The 14,119-nt window shown below is 38.6% G+C and carries 5 protein-coding genes and 1 pseudogene; 3 read left to right on the top strand and 3 right to left on the bottom strand.

Annotated features, from left to right (window positions below):
* Positions 1 to 216: 216 nt before the first annotated feature.
* A complete protein-coding gene (locus tag F6K23_RS21560; RefSeq protein WP_293159641.1) occupies positions 217 to 5,088 on the top strand; it encodes a HEAT repeat domain-containing protein in 4,872 nt (1,623 codons plus the stop codon).
* Between the two features lie 223 nt (positions 5,089 to 5,311).
* Here the strand turns inward: F6K23_RS21560 and rlmN are convergent, their stop codons facing one another.
* The 3 genes and pseudogenes from rlmN to F6K23_RS21545 all read right to left on the bottom strand — a co-directional run bounded on the left by rlmN (position 5,312) and on the right by F6K23_RS21545 (position 7,445).
* Positions 5,312 to 6,364, bottom strand: a complete 1,053-nt coding sequence (gene rlmN, locus F6K23_RS21555) for a 23S rRNA (adenine(2503)-C(2))-methyltransferase RlmN (RefSeq protein ID WP_293159639.1) — start codon at positions 6,362 to 6,364, stop codon at positions 5,312 to 5,314.
* A gap of 316 nt (positions 6,365 to 6,680) precedes the next feature.
* Positions 6,681 to 6,911: pseudogene (locus F6K23_RS21550) on the bottom strand (type II toxin-antitoxin system RelE/ParE family toxin); the annotation flags it as partial.
* A gap of 405 nt (positions 6,912 to 7,316) precedes the next feature.
* Positions 7,317 to 7,445 carry a type II toxin-antitoxin system ParD family antitoxin gene (locus tag F6K23_RS21545; protein ID WP_293159637.1) on the bottom strand — a complete coding sequence of 43 codons (129 nt, stop codon included), beginning with the start codon at positions 7,443 to 7,445 and terminating at the stop codon, positions 7,317 to 7,319.
* A 269-nt stretch (positions 7,446 to 7,714) separates the two neighbouring features.
* Here F6K23_RS21545 and F6K23_RS21540 point away from each other — a divergent pair, with 269 nt between their 5' ends.
* Together F6K23_RS21540 and F6K23_RS21535 are read left to right on the top strand one after the other, a co-directional pair.
* Positions 7,715 to 9,271 (top strand): ABC transporter substrate-binding protein, encoded by a 1,557-nt coding sequence (locus tag F6K23_RS21540; protein WP_293159635.1) that lies wholly within the window; start codon positions 7,715 to 7,717, stop codon positions 9,269 to 9,271.
* A gap of 1,941 nt (positions 9,272 to 11,212) precedes the next feature.
* A complete protein-coding gene (locus F6K23_RS21535) occupies positions 11,213 to 13,867 on the top strand; it encodes an ATP-binding protein (RefSeq protein ID WP_293159633.1) in 2,655 nt (884 codons plus the stop codon).
* Positions 13,868 to 14,119: the final 252 nt, after the last annotated feature.

Below are 14,119 nucleotides of genomic sequence, written 5' to 3'. Positions count from 1 at the left end.
AGAAATATTTGGTAATGGTTGAAGATGGAACATTTTTTTATACTCAATTAAACGGATTTGATATAAGCAGTTCCCCCCTTATTAAGGGGGGTTAGGGGGGATCTAAAACTGTATGTCACGCCTTTTGAGAAATGCTATATATTTATCTTACTCCTATAAATTCTTCCTAATTTTTTTATAATGAAAAATAACTAACACATAACAGATGAAATAATTATGATTGAATTGTTAATTGCTTGGGGGGGTAGTGAAGCGGTTAAATTTATTGCTCAGGAAGTTATTGGAGAATTAGCTAAGGGTACTGCTGAAGACTATGTTAAAGATTTTTTTAAACAAGGTATTTCTGATGCTATTGGTGGCATAACAAATGGAAAAGTTTTACAAAAAGCTACGGCACAAGCTATTAAATATTTTTTAGATTTGATACAGCAAGAGTTAGAAAATGCGGAATTGAGTGAAGGTGAGTTAAAGAAATATACTAAACCTTTAAAAAAGTTTATTGAAAATAAGTCAGTTTTAGAAGTTTTGGTTAGTGCTTTTGATAATGATATAAAATTTTTGGAGACTAAGAAATTAGTTACTATTGGGAATGAAATTAATCCACGTTTGCCAGATGAATTTAACTGGAATTTTGTTGCGGAGCAATATCGGAGAAGGGTGAAAAAGATTATTCGCGAGTCGGATGAATTACGGGAAATTTTAAATTCAGAAAATCTGGATAAATTGGCAAATCAAAATACGGAAATTAAACCAGATTTTGACCTAGAAAAATATCAGGAGGGAATCCGAGAACAATATGGGAATCTGAAATTAGAAAGTTTAGATACGAGTGGTTATGCTTATAATCAATTGAAATTATGGCGAATGTTTATTCCTCAAAATGTCCGGGAATCTCAGGAATTTCTGCCTCAAGTACATGAAATTCCTAAAGAATATCGGCAGCGATTAAAGGAGACTGGACAGTTTGAGGAAGAACTTTCTCAAGAAAGATTAGAAGGTCTTAGACGCAGATATTTTGAACAGCAGACTCGCTCGGTTTTAGAATTAATAGAAAATAGCAATTATCAATATTTAGTTATTCTGGGAAACCCTGGTTCTGGCAAGTCTACTTTATTACAATATATGGCTCTTCAATGGGCAGAATTATCTCGGAAAGATTTATATTTACAGCCAATTCCTATATTAATTGAACTGCGGACTTATGTTAGAAACCATGATGCTAATAAATGCCAAAATTTTCTGGATTTTCTGGAAAAAGGTAGCGGAATAACTTGTCAATTACCTCAACAGGAACTCGATGCTAAATTACATAATGGCGATGCTATTGTGATGTTTGATGGATTGGATGAAGTTTTCGACCCTGCTAAACGAGAGGAAATAATTACTGATATTCATCGATTTACTAATGTCTATAAAAATGTGCGGGTTATTGTTACTTCGCGGGTGATTGGTTATAAGCCACAAAAACTCCGGGATGCTGAGTTTTATCATTTTATGTTGCAGGATTTGTCAGCGGAAAAAATTGAGGATTTTATTCAACGTTGGCATAATTTGACTTATCAAGATGAGGCGGAAAAAGAGAGGAAAAGAGAAAGGTTGAAACGGGCAATTAAGGATTCTCGATCTATTAAAGAGTTGGCAGGAAATCCTCTGTTATTAACGATGATGGCTATTCTAAATCGAAATCAAGAATTGCCGAGAGATAGAGCTGAACTTTATAATCAAGCTTCGCGGGTTTTGTTACATCAATGGGATATGGAAAGAGCATTAATTGATGCGAAAATTGACCCGATTACTATTGACTATAAAGATAAACAGGCAATTTTGCGTCGAGTAGCTTTTTTTATGCAGGGAAATACTGCGGGTTTAGCTGGTAATTTGATTTTGGGAGATGATTTAGAAAGGATTATTTGGGAGTATCTAAAAAGTGTAGATATTAATGATGCTAGAGGTGTGGCTAGGGCGTTGATGGAACAGTTGCGGAGTCGGAATTTTGTTTTGTGTTTTGTTGGAGCTGAATATTATGCTTTTGTGCATCGAACTTTTTTGGAATATTTTTGTGCTTGGAGTTTTGTTTTGCAGTTTGAAAAGGAACAGAAAATTTCTAAAAAAGAGTTAATTGAGGATGTTTTTGGTAAGCATTGGCGGGATGAAAAATGGCATGAAGTTTTGCGATTAATTGCTGGAATGATCGATGCTAGATTTGTAGGAGAAATTATTAGTTATTTAATGGAGCAAGAGGGGGAATATGAAAAGTTTATGAATTTATTTTTGGCTGGCAAGTTGTTGTTTGAAGTTAGGGTTCGTCATGGTATTTCTAATATAGAATCTCGGTTATTAGAAAAGTTAAAAGATTTGACGAGGTATGAAGTTGGCTATTATTATGACAACTATTATTACGGACCTTATACCGATTATTCTAGACAACTTCGTTTAGAAAGCGATCATAAAAATGAATCCTTAGTTCGTAAAATTAATACTCAAGCTGTGGTAGTCGTAGCAGAAACCTGGAATGATTATTCAACTTATACTTGGCTGAAACAAACAGCTAAGTTTGGTTTTAATGAGGATGTACGACGAGAAGCAATACAACAAATAATTATTGGTTGGAAAGATAAACCGGAAACTTTACCCATGCTCCAACAATTGGCACAATATGATGGTGATTGGCAGGTGCGACAAGAAGTAGTGCGACAGTTAGCAGATGGTTGGAAAGACGAGCCAGAAACTTTATCCATGCTCAAACACCTGGTACAGTCTGATGATGATAGATTTGTGCGACGAGAAGCAGTGCGACAGTTAGCAGATGGTTGGAAAGATGAGCCAGAAATGTTAACTATACTTAAGCACCTAGTACAGTCTGATGATAATACTTGGGTCCGACAAGAAGCAGTGGAACAAATAGCAACTGGTTGGAAGGATGAACCAGAAACTTTATCAATTCTCAAACACCTAGTACAGTCTGATGATGATGAAGATGTGAGAGTAGAAGCAGTGCGACAGTTAGCAGATGGTTGGAAAGATGAGCCAGAAATGTTAACTACACTTAAGCACCTAGTACAGTCTGATGATAATACTTGGGTCCGACAAGAAGCTATAGACCAAATAGTTGCTGGTTGGAAAGATGAGCCAGAAACTTTACCCATGCTCAAACACCTAGTACAGTCTGACAATGATACTTGGGTCCGACAAGAGGCAGTGCGACACTTAGCAACTGGTTGGAAGGATGAACCAGAAACTTTACTCATGCTCAAACAACTGCTACAGTCTGATGATGATGAAGATGTACGAGAAGAAGCAGTGCGACACTTAGCAACTGGTTGGAAAGATGAACCGGAAATTTTAACCATGCTCAAATACCTGGCGCACTCTGATGATAAGTTGCGGGTTGAAGTAGTGCGACACTTAGCAACTGGTTGGAAAGATGAACCGGAAACTTTGTTGATGCTGAAACACCTGGTAAAGTCTGATGATGATTCGGTTTTGCGACTTGTCGCAATGCAGCAATTAGCAACTGGTTGGAAAGATGAATCAGAAACGCTACCAATGCTAAAACATCTGGTACAGTCTGATGATGATTTGATTTTGCGACGAGAAGCAGTACGACGGTTAGTTCTTGGTTGGAAAGATGAACCAGAAATTTTACCCATGCTCAAACACTTGGTACATCCTAATAATAATTGGCAGGTGCGACTAGAAGCAGTGCGACAATTAGCAACTGCTTGGAAAGATGAACCAGAAACCTTACCCATGCTGAAACACCTGCTACAGTCTGATGATGATTTGATTTTGCGATGTGAAGCAATGCAACAATTAGCAACTGGTTGGAAAGATGACCCAGAAATTTTACCGATGATTAAACGCTGTGTAGAGTCTAATGATGATAAGTTAAAGATAAAAGCAGTGCGACAATTAGCAACTGGTTGGAAAAGCAAACCAGAAACTTTAGCGATACTGAAGCATTTGGTACAGTCTAATGATGATTCAGATGTGAGACGAGAAGCAGTGCGACAATTAGCAACTGGTTGGAAAAGCAAACCAGAAACTTTAGCGATACTGAAGCACTTGGTACAGTCTAATGATGATTCAGATGTGAGACGAGAAGCAGTGCGACAATTAGCAACTGGTTGGAAAAGCAAACCAGAAACTTTAGCGATACTGAAGCACTTGGTACAGTCTAATGATGATTCAGGTGTGAGACGAGAAGCAGTGGAACAAATAGCAACTGGTTGGAAAAGCAAACCAGAAACTTTAGCGATACTGAAGCACTTGGTACAGTCTAATGATGATTCAGATGTGAGACGAGAAGCAGTGGAACAAATAGCAACTGGTTGGAAAAGCAAACCAGAAACTTTAGCAATGCTGAAACACTTGGTACAGTCTAATGATGAGTATCTAAAGGGAGAAGCAATGAAACAATTAGCAACTGACTGGAAACGTGACCCAGAAACTTTACTAATAATTAAACAAATAGCACAGTTTGATTCTGATGAGTATCTAAGAGAAGAAGCAATGGAACAATTAGCAACTGGTTGGAAACATTACCCAGAAACTTTACCAATACTTAAACAACTAGCACAGTCTGATGATGATTCAAATGTACGACAAAAAGCCGTGGAACACTTAGCTACTCTGGGAAAAAATAACCCAGAAACTTTACCATTACTTAAACAACTAGCACAGTCTGATGATGATTCAAATATACGACTAGAAGCAGTACAACAAATAGCAAAAGGTTGGAGACCTGACCCAGAAATGTTTGAATTATTTCGTAATTGCGCCCTTAATGACCCCTTTCAACCTGAGTATGACCTTAAAGATCGACCCCGAAAATTTGTCCCTGTAATTTCTAGCAGCATTAAGTATCGTCCCTTTTATGATGACCTAGATGATTTAATTCGCGATCGCCTCCGCAATGAATTTCAAACTATTGAAGACAACCCTCGACAAATTGCACTAAAAGCAATAGTCAAACATTACCCAGAGCATCCGCAAACTCTCCCACTATTAAAAGACAGAGCAGAAAATGACCCAGACGAACAACTGCGGGAGTGGGCAAAAAAGAAATTGCAGCGATTAGAGAATTAGTCCACGCTATTTCAGTTATCAGTTATCAGTTATCAGTTATCAGTACCTCTGTCTACATTTTTTGGTCAGATTTTTCGCTTTTGTTGGGTTGTGCTGCCGCTTAACCCACACCTCCCACACTCCCCACACCTCCCACACCTCCCACACTCCCCACACCTCTCACACCTCCCACACCTCCCACACCTCCCACACTCCCCACACTCCCCACACCTCCCACACTCCCTTACTCCCCTACACCACTAACCCGCGACGCCCGTAATTGCCCACAAGCGGCATCAGCTTCTAAACCACGGGAATAACGAACGCTAACTGCAATATGTTTTTCTTCGAGAGCATTAACAAAAGCGTTGATATCTTCTCCTGTTGGTCTTTGATAGTCAACCTCACTAATAGGATTATAGGGAATTAAATTAACATGACACTGAAACCCCCGCAGATTTTTAGCTAATTCTTTAGCATGGTCTGGTAAATCATTAAAACCTGTTAACATCACATACTCAAAACTAATTCTTCGCTTTGTGAGGTTGACATATTCACGACAATCTGCTATTAAATCTCCCAAAGGATAAGATTTAGCACTAGGAATCAGATGTTCCCGCAATCTTTGATTAGAAGCATGAAGACTAACAGCGAGAGTCACTTGCAATTTATGTTCGGCTAATTGACGAATGCGATCGCGAATTCCCACAGTTGAGATAGTTATATTACGTTGTCCAATACCCACATCTTGATTCAGGGACCTAACAGCAGCCAAGACATTTTTAGTATTCAGCAACGGTTCCCCCATTCCCATAAACACAATATGGCTAACTCGTCGCTCAAAATCTTCTTGCACAGTCAGCACCTGGTCGATAATTTCATGTGCTTCTAGGTTCCGCGTAAAGCCTCCTTTTCCAGTAGCACAGAAATCACAAGCCATTGGACAACCGACCTGAGAAGACACACACACAGTTAGACGTTTATGACTAGGAATGCCCACAGTTTCAATAATATTACCATCTGATAGTTGTAGCAAATATTTAACTGTTTTGTCTGGAGCAACAGAGCGGTAATGTATGGCAGATCGACCTATGGAAAAATGCTTAATCTCCTCGCGCCATTGTTTGGAAAATACTGTGATGTCTGCCAGAGACTTAGCCCCTTTTTGATATATCCATTGATAAAGTTGTTTGCCTCGATAAGCAGGTTGTCCTTGCTGTTGTACCCACTCTGTTAACTCAGGTAAGGATAAGCCTAATAAAGGGGTTTGGGTAGGAGTAATTAAAGATTGAGTCATTTCAGTTTAGTAATTCATTTATTTCTATAAATAAGCGGTTGAATGCCTTTATTCTTCAACTATAGCAGTTGAAGCAAAGCTTAGGACATTCCTAAATTCTCAAACGAGCGTCAGAGATTATTTCTGACTGTACGTCGCCAATTCGATGGCTCCCTATACAATGTACCACTACTAAACAATTAACGATCGTACTAGCGCGTTTAGGCTAAATTTGTGGGAAAAACTCAACGCTACGATCCCCCCCAACCCCCCTTGGAAAGGGGGGGGGAGAGGTCTATATTTTCTAAAATTTACCCACATTTTCAAGCTAGACGAGCTAGTACCCTGAATTTTCATCTGACTGAAACAAGTTTTTTAAATAACGAGAACCATGCACAACTCGTAGAATTTCTAAAGTATTATCAGCAACCTGATATAAGATAATATATTTATCTAAAGGTACACCTCTTAACCCCGGTCTAATTTCTGCATAACTGCGCCCCATCATCGGAAAATTAATTAAGTTTTGACATTTTTTTGAAAGGCTACGATAAAACTTTCCCCTCTGGTAATATTGAAATCGGCAAAATAATCTATAATTTCGTTTAAATCTTTACTAGCGGAGGGAGCAATAATATAAGGGACTAGCAAAAAAATAGACTACCAGCTAATTAATTGATAGAGTAGAGATTGCTTCGGCTGGCTTGACTATTTCCGATTGGGGTTGAGTCTAATATTATCGCCTCGCAATGACAGCCACGGAACTTTTTCTACAGTAATAATCGGTACTTTATTAAGTTGCAAATCCCTAACGATTCATACTTACTTATTTTTGACGAGATTGACGTAACTTTTCTTTCAACTGATTAACAACAATTTCTACATCTATTCCTTCACCTCGCCTGATTTCTTCAATAGCTATATCTACTTTTTCTTGAGTTTCTTCTATCCATTTTTGATAGGTTATATCTCGTTATTCTAATAATCTAAAAGCTTCGACAATGACTTCATTGGCATCTTGATATCTACCACTTTTTAGTTTTTGTTGGATGAACTCAATTTGTTCTGAATTTAAAGTAATATTCATTGCTAATTTTGACATCGTGTCTCTTTTTGCGTTTATCTTGTCTATAATTCAATTATACTAATTTTATGTGAGGCTGCACAGAATTAGGTGTTAGGTCGTAGGTTGAAATTAAAGAGCTAACACTAGAATCCGGACATGGTATTAAATCTAGCTTTGATAATTTTAATCTCAACTATACAGTTATGATACTATACAGTTATAATACTATATTTATCAAATAAAAACAAGTTAAAAAGTAGTCCTATCAGGACAAGGCTTCAAATCTAATTTTTCGGTGAATAATAATGAATCAGAATCATCTTTTCTGGGTTCCTGCAATCTTTAGTAAGTTGCCCATTTTTAAAATTTCCTCCCTGCTTTTAACGACACTTTTTTTAAGTGTATTTGCTGTTAGCTGTAAAACAACATCATCAACAGAAGAAAAAGTATCCTCCGCACCATCTGATAAATTTGCTGGAGTCAATATCAATGTCATCTCCCTCAGTAAACCTGTTGCTGCCACTGTTGAAAAACGTGCTGATGAATTTGAAGCACTGACAGGAGCAAAAATTACGGTTAAAAGTGCTGGCTATTCTGAACTATATCAAACAATTTTGCAGGATCTGACAACAGGTACCAATCAATATGATGTGATGATTATGACCTCAAATTGGATGCCAGACTATATTGAATCTGGTTACCTCAAAGACCTAACGGAATATGTCAATGAAGATTCAAATTTGGCATGGAACGATATTGCACCATTTTTTCAGGAATACGGTCCTGTTTATGCCAACAAAATCTATGCAATTCCCATTGATGGCAACTATCATCTAATGTATTATCGAGCCGATCTATTAACTGAAGAAGGTTTTGAGCCTCCCAGAACTTGGGATGATTATCTCAAAATTGCCAAGTATTTTCATGGTAAAGACTTAAATGATGACGGGGAAGCAGACTATGGTTCTTGCTTATCAAAAAAACAGGGAAACGTTACCTACTGGGCAATGTGGTCAATTGCAGCTTCTCTTTTGCAGTCTCAAGGAACCAAACAAGGGGTTTTCTTTGACCCCAATACCATGAAACCCATGACGAATAATGTTGCCTTTGCTAAAGCTCTCGATATTTACAAAGCAACCAATGAGTATGGCGCTCCTGATGAAATGGAGTGGGGGTTGAACGACGGTCGTCAAGCCTTTGTTTCCGGTCGCTGTGCTTTATCTATGGATCATGGAGATATTGGGACATTAGCACTCTTACCAGGGTCAAAGGTTAAAGATAAATTTGGTACTACCATTATGCCAGGGTCTACCGAAGTCCTCAATTGGGAGACTGGAGAATTAGTACAATGCGATAAATTTACCTGTCCGTTTGCAATTAATGGGGTAAACCATGCCCCTTTTACAGCAGCCATTGGTTGGGTCGGAACGATTAATACGGCAGCAGAACCCGAAGTTCAAGCAGCAGCAGCAGCCTTTATTTCTTATATTAGCCAGCCTGATCGCTCCAATATAGATGTAACAAATGGGCGATCGGGTATGAACCCCTATCGTATTTCACAGTTTTCTGATTCTCAGAACTGGATAGCAGCAGGTATGACCCCCGCAGTGGCTAGCACCTACTTGGGGGCAATTGGCGCTAGTCTCAACAGTCCCAATATGGTGTTGGATTTGACTATTCCCAGAAACTACAATTATCAGAGAGAACTACTAGATGCAGCAGTTTCAGACTTTCTCGCGGGGAAGATTAACCGGGATGAAGCTATGGCGAAGATTACTCAGGAATGGGAGAATCTCACCGATGAAATGGGACGAGATTCCCAAAAAACATTCTACCAGAAGAGTTTAGGATTGGAACGTTAGCGCTATGCGCTACGCGCAAGTTAAAAGTTAAAAGGTAAAAGTTAAAAGTTAAAAGTTAAAAGTTAAAAGTTAAAAGTTATCTCTAATATCATGTATTGTCAATTATTTCCCCCTATACCCTATTCCTTATTTTCTCTCCCGCCTTCCACCAAAATCTAATTACTAAACCGGAACAGAAATTGTCAATTATTTCCCCCTATACCCTATACCCTATTTTCTGGAGGAGAAAACCTTCTACTCCCGCCTTCCATCAAAATCTAATTACTAAACCGGAACAGAAATTGTCAATTATTTCCCCCTATACCCTATACCCTATTTTCTGGAGGAGAAAACCTTCTACTCCCGCCTTCCATCAAAATCTAATTACTAAACCGGAACAGAAATTGTCAATTATTTCCCCCTATACCCTATACCCTATTTTCTGGAGGAGAAAACCTTCTACTCCCGCCTTCCATCAAAATCTAATTACTAAACCGGAACAGAAATTGTCAATTATTTCCCCCTATACCCTATACCCTATTTTCTGGAGGAGAAAACCTTCTACCTCCCGCCTTCCATAAAAATCTAATTATTAAACCGGAACAGAAATTGTCAGTTATTTCCCTCTATTCCCTATACCCTATTTTCTGGAGGAGAAAACCTTCTACTCCCGCCTTCCATAAAAATCTAATTACTAAACCGGAACAGAAATTGTCAGTTATTTCCCTCTATACCCTATACCCTATTTTCTGGAGGAGAAAACCTTCTACTCCCGCCTTCCAACAAAATCTAATTACTAAACCGGAACAGAAATTGTCAGTTATTTCCCTCTATACCCTATTCCTTATTTTCTGGAGTAGAAAACCTTCTAACTCCCGCCTTCCATAAAAATCTAATTATTAAACCGGAACAGAAATTGTCAATTATTTCCCCCTATACCCTATTCCTTATTTTCTCTCCCGCCTTCCACCAAAATCTAATTACTAAACCGGAACAGAAATTGTCAATTATTTCCCCCTATACCCTATACCCTATTTTCTGGAGGAGAAAACCTTCTACTCCCGCCTTCCATAAAAATCTAATTATTAAACCGGAACAGAAATTGTCAATTATTTCCCCCTATACCCTATACCCTATTTTCTGGAGTAGAAAACCTTCTACTCCCGCCTTCCATAAAAATCTAATTATTAAACCGGAACAGAAATTGTCAATTATTTCCCCCTATACCCTATACCCTATTTTCTGGAGGAGAAAACCTTCTACTCCCGCCTTCCATAAAAATCTAATTATTAAACCGGAACAGAAATTGTCAGTTATTTCCCTCTATACCCTATACCCTATTTTCTGGAGTAGAAAATCTTCTACCTCCCGCCTTCCAACAAAATCTAATTACTAAACCGGAACAGAAATTGTCAGTTATTTCCCTCTATACCCTATTCCTTATTTTCTGGAGTAGAAAACCTTCTAACTCCCGCCTTCCATCAAAATCTAATTATTAAACCGGAACAGAAATTGTCAATTATTTCCTCCTATACCCTATTCCTTATTTTCTGGAGTAGAAAACCTTCTACCTCCCGCCTTCCATCAAAATCTAATTACTAAACCGGAACAGAAATTGTCAGTTATTTCCCCCTATTCTCTATTCCTTATTTTCTGGAGTAGAAAACCTTCTACCTCCCGCCTTCCAGCAAAATCTAATTACTAAACCGGAACAGAAATTGTCAATTATTTCCTCCTATACCCTATTCCTTATTTTCTGGAGTAGAAAACCTTCTACCTCCCGCCTTCCATCAAAATCTAATTACTAAACCGGAACAGAAATTGTCAATTATTTCCTCCTATACCCTATTCCTTATTTTCTGGAGTAGAAAACCTTCTACCTCCCGCCTTCCACCAAAATCTAATTACTAAACCGGAACAGAAATTGTCAGTATTCCCTATTTTCTAGAGATATCTATTTTTATGAACTATTGGAATCTTAGTAGCAAACTGGTTATCGCTTATTCGGGATTAATTGCTCTCACAGCAGGCGCACTTTCGATCACAATCTATTGGCAACTGCGGATATCCCAGCAAGTCGCACTGCAAGACCGCCTCTTGGGGATAACCAGTTTGGCCGCTCGTCAAATTGACAGCGATTATCATGGTTTAATCAACGACCCCGAAGATGTTGATACAGCTTACTACACTGTTAATCAGCGGCGACTCAAGGAAATTCAAGCCTCAGACCCAGATATTGTTCGTCTTTATACCCTGCGCTTTCGAGATGGAAGTTACAGAGTCGTTTTAAATTATGCACCAAATTCTCAACATCTCAAGCAACCCCTTGCCAAGTTTGGAGATGTACCACAGGATTTGCCACCACGCTTACAGCAGAAGACAGAAATCCAGACTCCAATTACCGAAACTACTATCCGTGCTAATGGTGTAGGTCAATTTGTTTTGTATGGTTATGCCCCCATTAAAAGTCAATTGGGGCGTTCCGACGGTATTCTTGTAATTGAGATGGATGCTACTACTGTGACTCAGAGTGCAGTGGGAGCATTAGCTGTTGCGGGGGGAATTTTCCTAGTTGTTTTGCTAGTTTCCTTACCGTTAGTTTGGTGGCTCGCCCAATCAGTAGTGGTACGACCAACATTACATCTTAATCGTGTTGCTCACCGTTTGGCAGACGGACACTGGGATGAACCGTTACCTACAAATCGCCGGGATGAATTGGGGCAGTTAGCGGACTCGTTTAGCCACATGGCTTTACAGCTACAAGCGTCGTTTAAAGAATTGCAAGACTACTCTCAAAACCTAGAGCAGAAAGTAGAGGCGCGGACTCAAGAATTATCAGAGTCGCAACAGTTGCTTAACCTGGTGATCGACAATATTCCCCAATCTATATTTTGGAAAGATCGAGAAAATGTTTATCTGGGGTGTAACCAGAGTTTTGCCTCGGTGGCTGGCATGACACGTCAGGAGATTGTGGGCAAAACCGACGATGAAATGTCCTGGAGTAGGGAAGAAGCAGACTTTTATATTAAGAGCGATCGCCGGGTAATGGATTCTGGAAAACCGGAATTGGGAATTGTTGAACCGATAACACAAGGGGATGGCAAACAAGGTTGGTTGGAAACGAGTAAAGTCCCACTCTATGATGTTCAGGGTAGAGTGATAGGAATTATTGGTATTTTTCAAGATATTACCCGTTACAAAGAAGCTGAAAAAGCTGCCCAGCAAGCTAACCATGCTAAAAGTGCTTTTATTGCCAATATGAGTCATGAGTTACGTTCTCCTTTAAATGCAATTCTCGGTTTTGCTCAAATCATGACTCGTTCCCAAACTCTTCCCCAAGAGCATATTGAAAATATTAGTATTATTAGTCGCAGTGGGGAACACCTTCTGACTTTAATTAACAATGTCCTCGATCTTTCTAAAATTGAAGCCGGACGCATTACTCTCAATCAGAAAAACTTTGACCTCCATCGCTTGCTCAATGATATTGAAGATATGCTCTACCTGAAGGCACAAGAAAAAGGCTTACAACTTTTAGTCGAACATACTAATGATGTTCCTCAATATATTTGCACCGATGAACTGAAATTACGTCAGGTTTTGATTAATATTATTAATAATGGGATTAAATTTACTTCAGACGGAGGAGTTTCTCTCAGAGTTGCTCAAAAATTTCCTCCATCTAATCCTAGCAAAATTATTTTTGAAGTTGAAGATACTGGAGCTGGAATTGCAGCAGAAGAGTTAGACAAACTTTTTGAAGCCTTCACTCAAACTGAAACAGGAAAACAAGCTCAAGAAGGAACGGGATTAGGATTACCAATTTCTCGTAAATTTGTCCAACTGATGGGGGGAGACATTCATGTTAGCTCCAGACTTAACAAAGGAACGATATTTACCTTTGAAATCAAAGCTAGCATTGTCAGCGAAAGCGATGTTGTTGAGACCCAAATTCCCCAACGTCGTATTATTGCCCTGGAACCAAATCAACCAAAATATCGAATTTTAATCGTGGATGATAAACCTCTCAATCGTCAATTATTAATTAAGCTGCTTTCTCCTCTTGGATTTGAACTCAAAGAAGCTATTAATGGTCAACAAGCAATAGAAATATGGGATGATTGGCAACCTAACTTAATTTGGATGGATATGCGGATGCCAGTGATGGATGGATATGAAGCCACAAAACAGATCAAAGCTACAACCAAAGGACAAGCAACAACAATAATTGCTCTGACAGCGAGTGTATTGGAAGAAGAAAAAGTAGTAGTTTTATCAGCAGGGTGCGATGATTTTATGAGAAAGCCATTTCGCGAAGCAGATATCTTGAACAAGATGGAAGAATATTTAGGAGTGCGCTATGTGTATGAGGAGATTGAGAGTAAACCTCAACAAAAGAAAAAGGAAGAAACCCTGGAATCTATTCAAGAAAAAGTGAGTGTATTATCTGAAGAATTAAAAGTACAGTTAAGAGATGCTTTACTGACGGGAAATTTAGCAGGAATTGCTAATACAATCACGACAATTCGCCAATCAGATAATTCTCTAGCTGAAGCCATACAAAAATATTGTGATCATTTTGAATATGAGAAAGTTTTGAATTGGTTGAATTATTAATAATATGGAAATATTCAGATAATTTTTCAATTTTTTTGCCCTTAATTAACAATAAAAATTATCAGTTATATCATGTCCGGTAGCATCGGTATTGTATAGTAAATAGGCAACAGACAACAGGCAACAGGCAACAGGCAACAGGCAACAGGCAACAGGCAACAGGCAACAGGCAACAGGCAACAGGCAAGAAAAAAACTTAAATTATCCTGTAGATATCCACGCTAACTTTTACACAAACGATTGCCTTCGGAC

Origin of the sequence: Okeania sp. SIO2C9 (assembly GCF_010672455.1) — a bacterium.
In the GTDB taxonomy this organism is placed as follows: Bacteria; Cyanobacteriota; Cyanobacteriia; order Cyanobacteriales; family Microcoleaceae; genus Okeania.
Note: the sequence above shows the minus strand (reverse complement) of the source record. Positions and strands in the feature narration are given on the sequence as shown.

What these genes read in the sequence shown, in the direction of transcription:
- F6K23_RS21560 (WP_293159641.1), top strand. Translation starts at nt 217, where the DNA reads ATGATTGAATTGTTAATTGCTTGGGGGGGTAGTGAAGCGGTTAAATTT.
- rlmN (WP_293159639.1), bottom strand. Translation starts at nt 6,364, where the DNA reads ATGACTCAATCTTTAATTACTCCTACCCAAACCCCTTTATTAGGCTTA.
- F6K23_RS21545 (WP_293159637.1), bottom strand. Translation starts at nt 7,445, where the DNA reads ATGTCAAAATTAGCAATGAATATTACTTTAAATTCAGAACAAATTGAG.
- F6K23_RS21540 (WP_293159635.1), top strand. Translation starts at nt 7,715, where the DNA reads ATGAATCAGAATCATCTTTTCTGGGTTCCTGCAATCTTTAGTAAGTTG.
- F6K23_RS21535 (WP_293159633.1), top strand. Translation starts at nt 11,213, where the DNA reads ATGAACTATTGGAATCTTAGTAGCAAACTGGTTATCGCTTATTCGGGA.